We start from the raw sequence: 16059 nt of genomic DNA, 5'->3' as shown, positions 1-16059 counted from the left end.
ATTAATTTGGCTCGTTGAAACTAATTTAATACTTTCGTGTAATCGATTACATGATTGTTGTTTTAAAACAATATAATTGATTTAGATGGTTGTAAATAAGTTTATAACATCTTAAATGGTTGTCATTTTAATGTGATCTGCAATGTTGGTTAACTCATATAAGAAATAGGTTGTACTATTTCTGAAACCCATCAATGAAAAAGAGGGATTAATCACATGAAAAGCAGATTAGGTTTATTTACTAAAGAATATTAAAAGCATAAGTTTTATTAATACCTATCAATATAAATAATAGAAGTAAAGTCAATTATGAATTAAGAGATATTGCCAATTAACCAAACCATTAAAACCAAACTATGAACATTAAACAATTATCAAAGAAAAAAATAAAATACAATCTTGTATTTTTATTTTTCCTGAATTTTCTGTTGAGTAATATAATGACGGCTCAATCGACTGTAATAGAAGGAAAAGTTACTGATGCTGCTGGATTATCCCTGCCAGGAGTGAATATTCTAGAAAAAGGGACCAAAAATGGAGCCTCAACAGATTTTGAAGGAAGTTTTAAAATAAATGTAACAAATAGTAAAGCTACCTTAGTATTTAGCTATCTGGGTTTCCAAACCCAAGAAGTCAGTGTTGCAGGAAAAAACAGAATTAATATAAGTCTTATTGAAGACACAAATTCACTAAAAGAGGTTGTAGTAGTAGGATATGGAACTGTTAAGAAATCAGATCTTACAGGATCTGTAGGTACATTGGATGCTAAAACTTTGACAGAGAGAAACACAACAAGTGTTATGGAATCCATACAAGGAAACGTAGCTGGTGTTCAGATCAGTGCATCAACAGGTCGTGTTGGAGATCCATTTACAATTGCAATTCGCGGAAAAAGTACAATGAGTGGTGATGCAGCTCCATTATTTATAGTTGATGGTGTTCCTACAGATGGAATTGATTTCCTGAATCCGCAGGATATTGCCAGGATAGATATATTAAAAGACGCTTCATCTACAGCTATTTATGGATCTAGAGGGACAAATGGAGTTGTTATTGTTACCACCAAAAGCGGGAGTAATATAAAATCGAGTATGACAGTTTCTTTTGATTCTTATATTGGTGGAAAAGAAGTTGCGAGATTACCAGAAATGATGGATGGACAAAAATGGTGGCTATACCATCAATCGGCATATTTACCTACAGCAAAGAAAGACCCAATCACTGGAACAGTTACAGCAGCAACTTTAAACGCTACAGTAATTGGATCAGAAAACCCACTATTAGCTACAAGAATTGCAAATAATGATACTTTTAATTGGTACAACGCAGTATTAAAACCAGGTTTGCAACAAAATAATTATTTATCTATTGCTGGACGTTCAGATGGAGGTTTGTCATATACAATAGGATTAGGATTGCAAAATGAGACTGGAAATATTCAAAATGAATCATTAGATAAATACAATTTTAAAGTTGGTTTAACCCATAAGATAAATGATAAATTTACTGTAGGAGTAAATTTGAATATTGCAAGAACCGAACAAGAACTAGGTAGCGCACTTGCTATGCAAGAAGCATTTAGATTAAGTCCATTTTACAAACCGTATGATGAAAATGGAAATTTAATTCCGCTTCCTGGTAAGCCAACAAATGCAGCAGGAGCTTTTTTAATTAATAAAACAAGTACTTACAACCCATTGTTGGAAATTGATAACACAACCAATGAAATCAAAAATTGGAACGGTGTAGGAAATTTATTTGTAGAATATAAACCAGTTTCATGGCTGAGTCTTAAATCGACATATTCTGCGGGATTAAACCAGAGTAAACAAGGACAGGCATGGGGAGCTTTGACAAATACAGGAGTTGCAAATAGAAATTTACCATCGGCAAGCTTACTAGAAACAGAAAGGTTCAACTATACATGGGACAATCAGTTTACAATAAATTATAAATTAAATAATGATCACGCTTTTACAATTTTAGGACTTCAAAGTTTATATTCCAATACCTATAATGCTATGTCAGCTAGTTCTAGTGATCAGCCTTTTGATGTAGGATATCATAATTTAGGAACGGGAAAACAATCTACTTTTCTTTTAGGCTCTTCATATGATAAATTTACCATGTCATCTTATGCAGTACGTATAAATTATAGTTATAAAGATCGTTATTTATTGACTTTGTCAGACAGATGGGATGGATCATCAAAGTTTGCCGAAGGTCGTAAATGGGGATCATTTCCATCGGCTGCTCTTGCATGGAGAGTTATTGAAGAAGGCTTCATGAAAAATCAAAAAGTAGTTTCAGATTTAAAAGCCAGAGTAAGTTATGGTTTCACAGGAAATAATAAAGTAGCTTCTTATTCAACACTTAATAAATTAGAGCAACAAACTTATTACGATTTTAATGGTACATCTGCTAATGGTTTTGTACAGGGTTCGCCTAGTAATAAAGATTTGGGATGGGAAAAAATGAGAGAGCTAAATGTTGGATTGGATTTTGGATTTTTGAACAATAGAATTACTGGTAGTGTAGATGTTTATGACAGACTTTCAACAGATTTATTACTTCAACAAAAAACAGCAACTGAAAACGGTTATGCTAAGACCTATCCTAATAATATAGGTTCTGTAAGTAATAAAGGAATCGAAGCTATGCTAACAACCAAAAACATTAATACAGACTTTGTAAAATGGGAAACAACTTTCGTTTTTTCTAAAAATAAAAACAAAATTGTATCTATTTATGATAAAGAAAATGACGATGTTGGAAACAACTTGTTTATCGGACAATCTATTGATGCAATTTACAATTATAAGTTTATTGGTATATGGCAAGCAGATCAGAAAGCTGAGGCTGCATTGTATGGTCAATCTGAAGGACAAGCAAGAGTGGAGGATTTGAACGGTGATGGAAAAATTACTACAGCTGACAGGCAGATCTTAGGACATTCTAATCCAAACTGGACAGGAAGTATCACATCTAAGTTAACAGTTGGGAATTTTGACTTGGCTGCTTCATTAATTACAAGTCAAGGAGTTTATGTATATAGCCCATTTCACGCCAACTTTACAAATACCGACGACAGAGGTCGTCAAAAATTAGATATCAACTGGTATATTCCTGCAAATGATGCTGGTCTTCCTGCTCAGGTTTCTAACGATTATCCAATGGCAAAAAATGAAGGTACATATTGGAACGCCAATGGAGTTGGTTATTATAGAGATGCATCATTTGTTAAAATTAAAAATATAGCGTTAGGATACACATTTAACAAAAGCGTGATCGAAAAATTCAAAATGAAATACCTTCGTTTTTATGTAAATGTTTTAAATCCATTTGTATTTACTCATTATGATGGATATGATCCAGAGTGGGCAGGAGCAGGTTTGGGGATTGGTCGTGTATCATCAATTACCTATCAAATTGGTATGAGTATTAAATTTTAAAAAACAGCAAAATGAAAAAAATAATAGTAAGCTTATCAATAGCATTATTAGCACTTAGTTCTTGTAGTGATTATATAGAAGAAGAAAACCTTTCTTATGCCGAAAATACAGAATACCTTAAAGCATCTGGCTTTGAATCTCTAATCAATGCAAATTATTCTCAATTAAGAGAAATATACGGTGGAGAGCCATGGCTATTTGTTGCTGGTACCGATTTATATGCCGAAGGAAGAAATACTGAACCAATAGGAGTAAGCCAATACACGCAGTTAACGTCTTCATCGCCAAATGTAGATTATCTTTATAAAGAGTGTTATAAAGCAATTCAAAGAGCAAATACCGCAATTTATTATAGTGCATTAACAGAGAAAACGACAACTCTAAATTCTCGTATTGGAGAAATAAAATTTCTAAGAGCAAATGCCTATTTTTTATTAGTACAGACCTATGGAGGTGTAACTTTGGATACCGAATATCATTTATCCCCAGTAGTTTCTTTTAATAGAAATACTGCTGAAGAAGTATATACTTTTATAATTAAAGAACTCGAAGAGTCTTTATCATTGTTACCAACAGGTGCTTACACAGGGCGAGTAACAAAAAGGGCATCACAAGATTTATTAGCAAAAGTATATTTAACAAGAGCATACGAAAAGTTTGGTGCCACAGGCGATTTTGCAACAGCGGCCAAATATGCAGATGATGCAATTGCTGGAGAGCCCCTAACGCTTACTTACGCCGCTTTATGGTTACCAACTAAGCTAGCTGCAGATATTAACAAGGAAACCATTTTTTCGGCTCAGTTTAGTGCAGCTTCAAATACCTCACCAGCACAAACTACAGGAGGGTTACCAGGAACTCAAATTACAGGTAATGGCCAGGCAAGTTATTTCAGCTCTTATTTAGGAGGTTCAGAAGTATCAGGTAAAGCACCTTATCGAACTTATAATTTATTGCCAACAGATTATGCAATCGGATTATATGAAAAAGGAGATACCCGTTGGGAGGGAACTTTTATGACACAAACTTATACCAGATATTACGATTATTATGATGTAGCTAATAAAACAGGTTTAGCTGTAACTCATTTTTATGTACCTAAATGGATGACAGACGCAGAGTTAGCAACTTATAAACTAGCAAATCCTAAAACCACTATCCACTTATACGGAACTTATGGTGCAGCCAAAGGTTTAAGCAGTGATTATCAAACGATACCAGTGCGCAAATTTGATGATCCGATAGCGCCATTTGCGACAAGTGCAACAACCCCTAGAACAAGTACCCGTGACTTTGTAATTTCTAGATTAGGAGAAACATATTTAATTGCAGCTGAAGCTTATTTACATACAAATCCAAGTACAGGATTGGACAGACTTAATGAAGTCAGAAGAAGAGCGGGAGTGGCAAATGCAACTGCAGCACAATTTACGATAGACTATATTCTTGACGAAAGAGCAAGAGAAATGTTAGGAGAGTACACACGTTGGTTCGATTTGAAACGTACAGGAAAATTAATAGAAAGAGCATCGCTTTACAATTACAATATTAAAGCAAGTAATTTTGATGGAGCAAATGGTGAAAAGAAAATTTTAAGACCAATTCCACAAGAAGCTTTGGATTTGAATCAGAATAAATCATATCCACAAAATCCAGCTTATAATTAGGTAATAAAAAGTTGAGTATTTTGAATCGAATGATTATCGTATTCAATTTTATTATTTTTAGTTTTTTTTGACTTAGATTAGAAGCTTGATGAACTTTCAAGCTTCTAATTTTATTTAAATCACGACACGAATTAACACATGTGATGAAAAAGATATTTTTACTTGTTTTCGTTTTATTTATGAATGAGATTAAATCACAAACCCCCTATCGTATCGACACATCGTATAGAGTAAAAAACACGTATACCAAATTAATTAAAAAATATCCTTTTATAACAATTGCTCAGGTAAAAGAGAATGAAAGTATTAATCTCATTTATAATTTAGTTTATGATAAAGAGAAAACGAGAGCATTACATTTGGATGCTTTTATTAATAAAAATCAAAAATTAAATCCAGCTGTAGTCATGATTCATGGCGGAGGTTGGAAATCAGGAAATAAAAATCAAATGCAAGTTTTAGGACAAAAAATAGCCTTGAAAGGATATTCTTGTTTTGCAATAGAATACAGATTATCGCTTGAAGCAAAATATCCTCAGGCAATTTATGATGTGAAAAATGCGATAAAATTTATAAAAGATAATGCAAAAAGATTGCATGTAGATCCAAACAAAATTGTTCTTTTAGGATGCTCCTCAGGAGGTCAAATGGCCGCTTTGATTGGTACAACAAACAATGATCCGACTTTTGAAGACACTTTAAATAAAAGTAAATCAACGGCCGCAGTAAATGCAATTATCGATATAGATGGAATTTTAGCTTTTAAACATCCAGAATCTGAAGAAGGAGAAATGGCAGCACTTTGGTTAAATGGTACTTATGAAGAAAATCCTAAAAATTGGGAAAATGCTTCGGCACTAACACACGCCAATAAAAACACACCGCCAATACTATTTATCAATAGTAGTTTCAATAGATTTCATGCAGGAAGAGATGATATGATTGCCATTTTAAATCAGAATAAAATATATAATGAGGTAAAAACAATTCAAAACTCACCTCATTCATTTTGGTTCTTTAATCCATGGTTTGAAGAAACAGTACAATACACAACAGAATTTTTAGCTACAATATTTAAATAAATTAGAATAAAATGAAAACAGTAATTACATTATCAGCAGCATTAATATTAGGATTTACGAGTTGTAAAGCACAAAATAAATACGACATAAAAACAGCCAAAACCTACGCCGAAATATCAGTGAAAACTGACGGAAAATGGGAAGGACGCAAGTATATTGGCGGGACTGTTTTTAAAAATGTAGATAAGCTAAAATTAGCTCCTGAGCATACTGATCATTCATTTGATATTCGCTACGAAGGACCAGGATGGGAAAGTAATAGAATAGGGTACCGTTTATATTTAGATTGGAGAAATGCTATTGATATTTTTGGAAAGAAAACATCAGAAATGATTTTACCGCAAGTAGGTCAAGATAATTTTGATTCCTATCACGAAATGAGTGATTGGGGATCTGATATTTTAAAAGCTGGAAAAGGAATCGGAATAGGTTCAATAGACCGTTACTTAGATGGTAAAAAACTACATTTTTACGAAGTTGATTCAACTATAGCTTATGTAGAGAATAAGTTAAATGAATCAAATGTAAAAGTGAATTATTTTGGATGGAAAACAGCTTCTGACAAAATTGATTTTACATCAGTATTAACCATTAAACCAGATCAATTATATACGCAGCATACAATTAAGGCTTCAAAAGAAATTCAAGGAATTTGTACAGGGATAGTAAAACAGAAAAATGCAGAATTGCTTAAAAAAGAAAGTAAAAATAAAAAGTGGGCATACCTTGCTACTTATGGTACACAGTCATTAGTACCAGATAAATTGGGAATGGCAATTTTTTATGAAATAAGCACAATAGAAAATATAGCCGATACAGATTTAGATTATTTATTGATTTTTAAACCAACTACAAAGGCTAATTCATTTTATTTGTTAGGAGCTTGGGAGCAAGAAAAAGATGGTATTAAAACAAAAGAAGAATTTGTAAAATATCTAGATGAAAGATTAGAAATATTGAATAAAAAAGGCAAAATGTAAGTAGTGATTCTGAATATCTCCAACGATAAGTTGGATAAATAAAACATAAAGTATATTTTAAAATGAAAAATACAATAAAACGAAATTATTTTGGGTCAATAGTATTGGTTTGTGTGATAACATTAATGAGTTGCAAAACGATTTCACAAGAGCCTTCAAAGACGGCAGTTGTGATTTCTAAAGACTTAAAATGGTCAGAAAAAATGGCTTTGTCAATCATGAAACGTCATCCAGAATCGTATATGATAGATGATGTAAAAGAACCAAAATGGGATTATGTTCATGGTTTAGTATTGACATCTTTTGAAGAATTGTACAAAAAAACAGGCGACGTTAAATATTATGATTACATAAAAAAGTATGTAGATGCTTTGGTACAAGAAGATGGTAGTATTAAAAGCTATAAATTTGAAACTTATAATATTGATATGGTAACAGCAGGTCGATTGTTGTTTAATTTGTACGATACAACAAAAGATCAAAAATATTTAAAAGCTTTAGAGTTATTAAGAAAGCAGATAAAAGAACAACCAAGAACTGCAAGCGGGGGATTTTGGCACAAAAAAATATATCCAGACCAAATGTGGTTAGATGGATTATATATGGGAGAACCATTTTATGCACAATATACAACTCAGTTTGAAAAAGGCGCTGAGCTTAACGATATTGCGAAACAATTTGAATTAATTCAGAAAAATGATTTAGATAAAAAAACAGGATTACTTTTTCATGCTTGGGATGAAAGTAAAAAAATGCCATGGGCAAATTCAGAGACAGGAACATCTCCAAATTTTTGGTCACGATCTTTGGGTTGGTACGCAATGGCTTTGGTAGATGTTTTAGACTATTTTCCTAAAGATCATCCTAGACAAAAAGAATTAGTTACTTATTTAAATCAACTGTCAGAAGCCTTAGTGAAATTTCAAGATAAAAAAACAGGACTTTGGTATCAAGTTACTGATATGGGCAATAAAAAAGGAAATTATTTAGAATCATCAGGATCATCAATGTTTGCTTATGCTTTTGCAAAAGGAGCAAACAAAGGATATTTGCCTAAAAAATATAAAGACCTAGCTAATAAATCTTTTGATGGATTAACTAAACAATTGATAAAAGTAGATTCTGATGGCGAAATTACGATAACTCAAGCATGTGCAGTTGCAGGATTAGGAGGAAAACCCTATCGTGATGGTTCATATGAATATTACATAAACGAAAGAAAAAAAGATAATGATCCTAAAGCTACAGGTCCGTTTATCTTGGCAGCATTAGAATTAAATAGATAATACATATCCTAATAGGTTCTGAATAGCCTCCTGCTTTAGCTGGAGGTTAAAGGATAGTAGATAAAGAATGTGGCTTTAGCCAAAATGACTTGGTGTTTTTGACTTTGTAGAATAAATCTCTCGCAAAGCCGCAAAGAGTCAGAATGAAAATTTAGAGTATTTGCGTCTTTACAAGAAAAATTATAGTTCGATAAATTTGATTTAATGATATTGAGTTAAAACTCAAAGTAGCAAATCAGGTTTTAATTCGCATATAAAAACAGAAATGAAATATATTAAATTCATAGCATTAAATCTAGTTGTATTATTGGGGTGTAGCGTAATGTTGCAGGCTCAAAATAATTATAAAAACTGGAGTGATATTATTCGCAAGAGCGATGCCTCTTGGTTTGCCACTCCCGAAGCACAAAATATAGCCGAAAATGTGTTGTTGTATCAACGTAATATTGGTGGATGGCCAAAGAATATCGAAATGCAAAAAATGCTTTCAGATTCAGAAAAACAACGTTTAATTGCGCTAAAAAGTAATTTGCACGATATCACAACTGATAATGGAGCCACTTATCAGGAAATGCTTTTTCTTGCAAAAATGTACAAGCAAAAACCAGATGAAAGATATAAGAAAGCCTTTCTTTCTGGTCTTGATTATTTGTTAGAAGCACAATTCGACAACGGTGGTTGGCCACAATTTTATCCTTTAAAAAAAGGGTATTATACACATATTACCTACAATGATGATTCGATGTTTCATATCTTAACGATATTAAAACAAATCTCAGAAACATCAGATTATTATGGTATTCCTATTCCACAAGATTATGTATCAAAAGCCAAAGTTGCTTTTGATAAAGGAATAATTTGCATTGTAAAAACACAATACAAACAAAATGGCGTATTAACCGCTTGGTGTGCGCAACATGATGAAAATACCTTGGCTCCAGCCAAAGCAAGAGCATATGAATTACCCTCTTTGAGCGGAAAAGAATCAGCAAAAATTGTATTGTTATTAATGACTATCGATAATCCATCTCCAGAAGTAATTACAGCTGTAAAAAGTGCTTATGCATGGTTTGAAAAGACAAAAATCACAAATCTTGAGGAAAAACGTATACTAAATGATGCAGGAAAAGTAATAGATAAAAAAATGATTGTTACTCAAAATGCTTTGCCAATTTGGGCAAGATTTATGGAGCTAGAGAACAATGAACCTTTTTTTGTGATAGAGATGGAGTCAAAAAGAAATCTCTAGATGAAATAGGAGCCGAACGTAAAAACGGCTATGCTTGGTATACAGATGAACCAAAAGAGGTTTTGAAAAAATATCCAAATTGGGAAAAAAAATACGTTTTTGAAAAAGCGAAAAAAAAAAGATTGAAGACAAAAATACAATTACCGTAGCCCAAGATGGATCAGGAGATTTTAAGCTTATTCAAGACGCTATAAATGCCGCAAAAGCATTTCCTTATGAAAGAGTAACGATACATATTAAAAACGGAACTTATTATGAGAAAATAAGAATCCCAGAATTCAATAACAATATTTCTATAATAGGGGAAAGCAAAGAAAAGACAATCATTACCTACGATGATTATTTTGGAAAAATGAATTTAGGCAGAAACAGTACATTCTATACTTATACAATGCTAGTAGAAGGAAATGATTTTTCGGCATCAAATTTAACAATTCAAAATTCTTCTGGCGACATTGGTCAAGCAGTAGCATTATCGATTATGGGAGACAGAGCATATGTATTTAATTGTAATATTTTAGGGAATCAAGATACATTATACGCATCGGGAAATAATTCAAGACAATACTTTAAAGATTGTTATATAGAAGGAACAACGGATTTTATTTTTGGAAAAGCAACAGTTCTATTTGAAAATTGTCAGATTCACAGTATCAAGAATTCTTATATAACAGCAGCATCCACGCCTGAAGGTAAGGAATTCGGATTTGTTTTTAAAAACTGTACTCTTACAGCAGATAAAAATGCAACACAGGTATATTTAGGAAGGCCATGGCGCATTTATGCTAAAACGGTTTTCATAGAATGCAAAATGGGAAGTCATATTTTGCCACAAGGCTGGGAAAATTGGTCAAAACCAGAAGCAGAAAAAACAGCTTTTTATGCCGAGTATAATTGCAGTGGCGAAGGATACAAACCAGAGAAAAGAGTTTTATGGGCACATCAATTAAGTAAAAAGCAAGCTAAAAAATATACGAGTGAGAATGTCTTAGGATTCGAGGCTCAAAGAGGCAAAGAGACAAAGTAGCAAAGAGGCTTTTTAAAGGTTCAAAGTAACAAAGGTGCAGAGAGACAAAGGTTTTCTGTAGAGATGTACCGCAGTGCGTCTACATAATGTAGGTTTACCCATAAAGTAATCCCATGTCAGGCTGAGCGGAGTCGAAGCCCCGTATGTCCTTCGACTCCGCTCAAGGTGACAAGATTGGGGAAATAAAGTAACAGAGGTACAGAGCGACAAAGGTTTTCTGTAGAGACGTACCGTAGTGCGTCTACATAATATAGGTTTGCTCAATCTAAGAAATCTAAAATCTAACAATCTAAGAAGTCTAAAAAATGAAATACAGCTTTCTTTTAGTTCTATTACTATCATTAAATAGTTTTGCACAAACAATTGATTATCCAACAAACAAAGTTGATTCAATTGTGAGCAGAATCAAGTTACCAGTAATTCCTTCATATCAAATAAATGTTGTTACGCTTGGTGCTAAAGGAGATTCGATAAGCGATAGCAAACCCGCTTTTGAAAAAGCAATGGCAATGTGCAAGAAAAATAATGGAGGAACAATACGAGTTCCTAAGGGTATTTACAAACTCAACGGACCAATCCATTTTGTGAGCAATGTAAAATTAGTAATAGAAAAAGATGCTAAAATAAAATTTAGTGATAATCCCAATCATTATCTGCCAATGGTACTTACAAGTTGGGAAGGAACCATGTTATATAATTACAGTCCGCTAGTGTATGCATATAATTGTACAAATATTGTTATAACAGGCGAAGGAACAATAGATGGAGAGGGAGGGAAAATATGGAAAAGTTTTAAAGCAAAAGAAGGAGCAGGGAAAAATTTAAGTCGTAAAATGAATCATAATAATGTACCATTAAAAGAACGAAAATTTGGAGATGGATATTTTTTGAGACCGCAAATGATTCAGTTTTTTAATTGTAAAAACATTTTAGTAGAGAAAATTAGAATCGAAAATTCCCCTTTTTGGTGTTTACATTTATTAAAATCAGAAAGTATAACCGTTAGAGATTTAACCTATAAATCATTAAATCATAACAACGACGGAATCGATCCAGAGTACGCAAAAGATGTTTTAATAGAACGAATTACATTTAACAATGGCGATGATAATATTGCAATTAAAGCAGGAAGAGATCACGAAGGAAGAGCAAATAGCGCTACGCCAAGTGAAAACATTGTGATTAGAGATTGCAATTTTAAAGGACTTCATGGAATAGTTTTAGGAAGCGAAATGTCGGCAGGAATTAAAAATATTTATGTTGAGAATTGTAAAACAGTAGGTTACTTAAAAAGAGGGATTTATTTAAAAACAAATGCCGATAGAGGCGGTTATATAAAAGATGTTTTTGTTAAAAATATTAAGCTAGACGAAGTTGAAGATTGCCTTTATATTACAGCTAATTATCATGGAGAAGGAAAAGGTTTTCCATCAGAAATATCAAATATTTCATTCTCAAATATCTCATGTAATAAAGCGACAGGAACAGGAATTGTTATTCAGGGATTTCCAGAGAAAAAAGTTAGAAATATTTCATTGAATAATATCGAAATCAAATCAGCTAAGAATGCAATTTCTAATAGCAATACCGAAAATGTTACTATAAATGAGGTTTATATTGGAGAAAAAGCAACAGTGCCTACAGCAGTTTCGAAGCATTAGTTTTTTTCAAGGTTCAAAGACTCAAAGGTTCAAAGACTCAAAGGTTCAAAGTAGCAGAGGTTTTAAAAGGTACTGAGGAGCTAAGGTTTTAAGAAATTGAGTACTGAGACTGTCCTTCGGCTCCACCTCAGGACGACATAGCGATTGTAAAATAAGAAATAAGAAATAAGAAATAAGAAATAAGAAATAAGAAAAAAGAATAAAGAATAAAGATGTAATGAGCAAGATGTAAGACTGTGACTGCAAACCGAGACTGAAACTGAGAGCTGCGACTACTATCTGAGAAGTCTAAGAATGTCTAAAAATCTAAGTAATTTAAGTAATCTAAAAAAAAAATAAAATTGAAATATTATCTATTAATTATATTCTTAATAAGCCTTAACGGTACAGCACAAAAAACAACTTTATATTGCATTGGAGATTCTACAATGGCAAATAAAAAAGACCCAGAACGAAATCCAGAATACGGTTGGTGTCAAGTATTGCAGTCTTTTTTTAATGAAAGCATTGTCGTTGATAATAGAGCGGTCAATGGGAGAAGTACTAAAAGTTTTATAGCCGAAAAACGCTGGGATACGATATACAAACTACTAAAAAAAGGAGATTATGTATTTATTCAGTTTGGACATAATGATGAAAAAATAGGTGATTCTTTACGTTATACAAATCCGCATACGGCATATCGCCATAATTTGATCCGCTTTGTAAATGAAAGCAGAGAAAAAGGAGCAATCCCGGTATTATTTTCATCAATTGCAAGAAGAAATTTTAACGAACAAGGAGTTTTAATTGGGACACATGGAGAGTATCCATTAGAGGCTAGATTAGTCGCTCAGGAATTAAAAGTACCATTTATCGACTTAGAATATTATACTGAATTATTAGAGCAGTCTTATGGTCCAGAGCAATCTAAAAAACTTCATTTGCATTATAAGGCAGGGGAGATAGCATTTTACCCAGATGGTAAAGATGACGATACTCATCTTTCGTTATTAGGCGCAACTGAAGTAGCTAAATTGGCCGTTAAACAAATTAAAATTTCGGATAATATATTGCTTAAAAAACTTAAAAGTGTGCTAAAGAATTAATTGAAAAATTAAACATTTACCCCAAAAATGTATCCAACTAATGCAGATATTCCCATAGCAAAAGTTCCCCAAACGGAAATTCTTATTACAGCTTTTATTGTGCTAGAACCGCCAGCTTTGGCAGCTAAGGCACCAGAAAGAGCAAGGAATATAATAGCAAAAGCATATTGAAATAGCACAATATCTTTAAGAGGAGCAAAAATTGAAACAAGGAGAGGTAGAATTCCACCAGATATAAATGATGCGGCAGAAGCAAAAGCAGCTTGGAGGGGTTTTGCCTGAGTAATTTCGTTAATACCTAATTCATCTCTAGCATGTGATTCTAGAGCATTATGGGCAGTTAATTGTACAGCAACTTCTTTGGCAAGTTCAGGAGTTAATCCTCTATTTTCGTAGATGTCGGCTAACTCTATTAACTCTAACTCAGGCACCGTTTCTAACGCAATGCGCTCTCTTTCTAGATCAGCAGTTTCAATATCAGATTGAGAACTTACAGAAACATATTCGCCAGAGGCCATAGATAAAGCACCGGCTACCAAACCAGCTATAGTAGCTAAAATAATAGGTTCACGAGTAGTACTTGCCGCAGCAATACCAATGGCGAGACTAGTAGTTGATAAAATACCATCATTAGCACCAAGGACTGCTGCACGAACCCAACCACTTCTGTTTATATAATGGTGCTCTTTCTCCATACTATTTAGTTATTTTTGGAAGAGTCTTGATGTATTCTTCTTGGATTTTTTGAACACCACCAAAACTATCTTTTAAAGCATTTTTTACTTGCAAATGAGTTTTATTTCCAAAAGCTTTTTTCCAATCATTAAAATCGAAAATATGTATTTCTTTTGCGTAAATATTTGTAATAAAGGTAATTCTGGATATAGAATATTTATATGATTTTAGTTCATGCGATATTTGTCGGTTAGGTACAACAATAAGAATGGTTTCCCATTGTAAGTAATCTTTAGGAATATCTTTGCGTTTGTTTAAACCTAATGCATCAAAAAAAAGCTTAATTTTTTCATCGTTAAGCTTATTTATTTTTTCATCTATTGCAGCGAGTCCTTTCCTCAATAAGGCTTCATTTTCAACAGCACTCATGGTAATGATTTTATAATTCAATGAATAAAATTAGTATTAAATAACGGTAAAGCCCCCAGTTAGGTGGTTAGACTGGTTCTAAATTTTAGGTGATGATAATTTTACTTGATTTAAAAGAGGTTAGAGTAAGAGTGATTTATATAAAAATTACGATAACTGTCATTTTGACATTTATTATTGCTTTATTTGGGTAGTTATGTGTCAAAAAATCATTTATTTGGGATAAAAAATCACTTTTTATAATTTGGTATTTATTTTGTTATATACATGGTGTTGAATGAAATTTTAATGATTATTAAATTATTTGTATAACTATTAAAACTAAATCATCATGTTAAGTATCAGAAAAAACGAAAATAATTCACAATCATTACCATCATTATTGGATGATATTTTTGGACGTGAGCTTTTTAACTGGGAAAACAATAATTTTTCAGCTACAAGTACAACACTACCGTCAGTAAACGTTAAAGAAACTGACAATAATTTTGAGGTAGAACTTGCAGCACCAGGAATGGATAAAAAAGATTTTAAAGTTACTTTTGACAATGATTTATTGACAATTTCATCAAGTAAAAAAGATGAAAAAGAAACTGTTGAAGATAATTTTACTCGTAGAGAATTTAGTTATCAATCATTCCAACGCAGTTTTAAATTGCCTAACAATGTGGTTGATGAAGAAAATATAAAAGCGAATTACGATAACGGACTTTTACATCTTGTTATTCCTAAAAAGGAAGAAGCAAAGGAAAATAAAGCGCCGCGAGTGATTGAAATTAGTTAATTCTAAATTCGGTTACTTATATTTAATTACATTTAGTTTATTTAATAAGGGTTGTCTCAATATGAGGCAGCCCTTATTTTTTTAATACATACCAGTTTGAATTTGTATAAATATATGTGTTGTAGCTATTTGGTTATAAAATGATTGTTTTTTTTAAATTTAATTCACTAAATTTAAGGATTCCTATTATTTTAAAGTTTTTATTATAGAATGAAAAATATCAATTTAATTAATACTTTTTTACTATGAATTATATCCCTTTAATCGGCAGAATTTTGTTCAGTACAATTTTTATGTATTCTTCAATCGCAAATTTTTCAGATTATTATATTTATGAAGCGACAGCAAAAGGAATACCCTCTTCTTATATCTTAGTGCCCTTAGTTGGTGTTCTTGAATTATTAGGTGGATTAAGTATTTTAACTGGATTCATGGCCAAATGGGGAGCATGGTTGATAATTTTAATTCTTTTGCCCGTGACATTCATCATGCACGATTTTTGGAATGTTGTAGATCCTGTTCGTCATCAATATGTACTTATGACATTTATGAGAAACTTATCTATCATTGGAGCTGCATTAATGATTTCTTTTTTTGGTCCTGGACCATTTAGTTTCGATGAATATAAAGCGAGATTATAGTAAGATTTAGTTTTAAATAATAAAAAAAGCAAGATTTC

At 32.3% G+C, this 16059-nt stretch carries 12 protein-coding genes and 1 pseudogene; 11 read left to right on the top strand and 2 right to left on the bottom strand.

All coding sequences use genetic code 11. From position 1 onward, the window contains the following. Window positions 1–356: 356 nt before the first annotated feature. The 9 genes and pseudogenes from EAG11_RS07900 (at window position 357) to EAG11_RS07865 (ending at window position 13492) form a co-directional block, all read left to right on the top strand. The gene (locus EAG11_RS07900) at window positions 357–3452 is read left to right on the top strand and encodes a TonB-dependent receptor (protein ID WP_129538705.1); all 3096 of its coding nucleotides are present in this window, start codon (window positions 357–359) and stop codon (window positions 3450–3452) included. Window positions 3453–3463: 11 nt separating this feature from the next. Then, a complete protein-coding gene (locus EAG11_RS07895; RefSeq protein WP_129538704.1) occupies window positions 3464–5119 on the top strand; it encodes a RagB/SusD family nutrient uptake outer membrane protein in 1656 nt (551 codons plus the stop codon). A 143-nt stretch (window positions 5120–5262) separates the two neighbouring features. Then, window positions 5263–6201, top strand: a complete 939-nt coding sequence (locus tag EAG11_RS07890; RefSeq protein ID WP_129538703.1) for an alpha/beta hydrolase — start codon at window positions 5263–5265, stop codon at window positions 6199–6201. A gap of 11 nt (window positions 6202–6212) precedes the next feature. Further along, window positions 6213–7181 carry a DUF4861 family protein gene (locus EAG11_RS07885; RefSeq protein WP_129538702.1) on the top strand — a complete coding sequence of 323 codons (969 nt, stop codon included), beginning with the start codon at window positions 6213–6215 and terminating at the stop codon, window positions 7179–7181. Window positions 7182–7243: 62 nt separating this feature from the next. Beyond that, window positions 7244–8467 carry a glycoside hydrolase family 105 protein gene (locus tag EAG11_RS07880; protein WP_129538701.1) on the top strand — a complete coding sequence of 408 codons (1224 nt, stop codon included), beginning with the start codon at window positions 7244–7246 and terminating at the stop codon, window positions 8465–8467. 265 nt (window positions 8468–8732) lie between these two features. Next, a pseudogene (gene pelA / locus EAG11_RS22155) lies at window positions 8733–9865 on the top strand (pectate lyase). Continuing rightward, complete coding sequence (locus EAG11_RS22150) at window positions 9838–10743, top strand: pectinesterase family protein (protein ID WP_371414639.1); 906 nt, start codon at window positions 9838–9840, stop codon at window positions 10741–10743. Before pelA ends, EAG11_RS22150 begins: the two are co-directional and overlap by 28 nt. A gap of 305 nt (window positions 10744–11048) precedes the next feature. Continuing rightward, window positions 11049–12404 (top strand): glycoside hydrolase family 28 protein, encoded by a 1356-nt coding sequence (locus EAG11_RS07870; RefSeq protein ID WP_129538700.1) that lies wholly within the window; start codon window positions 11049–11051, stop codon window positions 12402–12404. A 341-nt stretch (window positions 12405–12745) separates the two neighbouring features. After that, window positions 12746–13492: a rhamnogalacturonan acetylesterase gene (locus EAG11_RS07865; protein ID WP_129538699.1), complete on the top strand. Its 747-nt coding sequence runs from the start codon at window positions 12746–12748 to the stop codon at window positions 13490–13492. 8 nt (window positions 13493–13500) lie between these two features. Here the strand turns inward: EAG11_RS07865 and EAG11_RS07860 are convergent, their stop codons facing one another. Next, the gene (locus EAG11_RS07860; protein ID WP_129538698.1) at window positions 13501–14187 is read right to left on the bottom strand and encodes a VIT family protein; all 687 of its coding nucleotides are present in this window, start codon (window positions 14185–14187) and stop codon (window positions 13501–13503) included. Between the two features lies 1 nt (window position 14188). Then, window positions 14189–14617 (bottom strand): hypothetical protein, encoded by a 429-nt coding sequence (locus EAG11_RS07855; protein ID WP_242499292.1) that lies wholly within the window; start codon window positions 14615–14617, stop codon window positions 14189–14191. A 310-nt stretch (window positions 14618–14927) separates the two neighbouring features. Here EAG11_RS07855 and EAG11_RS07850 point away from each other — a divergent pair, with 310 nt between their 5' ends. Both EAG11_RS07850 and EAG11_RS07845 read left to right on the top strand, forming a co-directional pair. Beyond that, window positions 14928–15380, top strand: a complete 453-nt coding sequence (locus EAG11_RS07850; protein WP_129538697.1) for an Hsp20/alpha crystallin family protein — start codon at window positions 14928–14930, stop codon at window positions 15378–15380. Window positions 15381–15673: 293 nt separating this feature from the next. After that, window positions 15674–16021, top strand: a complete 348-nt coding sequence (locus EAG11_RS07845) for a DoxX family protein (protein ID WP_242499291.1) — start codon at window positions 15674–15676, stop codon at window positions 16019–16021. The last annotated feature ends 38 nt before the right edge of the window (window positions 16022–16059 follow it).

Origin of the sequence: Flavobacterium sp. 140616W15, from assembly GCF_003668995.1 — a bacterium.
Lineage (GTDB): Bacteria > Bacteroidota > Bacteroidia > Flavobacteriales > Flavobacteriaceae > Flavobacterium.
Note: the sequence above shows the minus strand (reverse complement) of the source record. Positions and strands in the feature narration are given on the sequence as shown.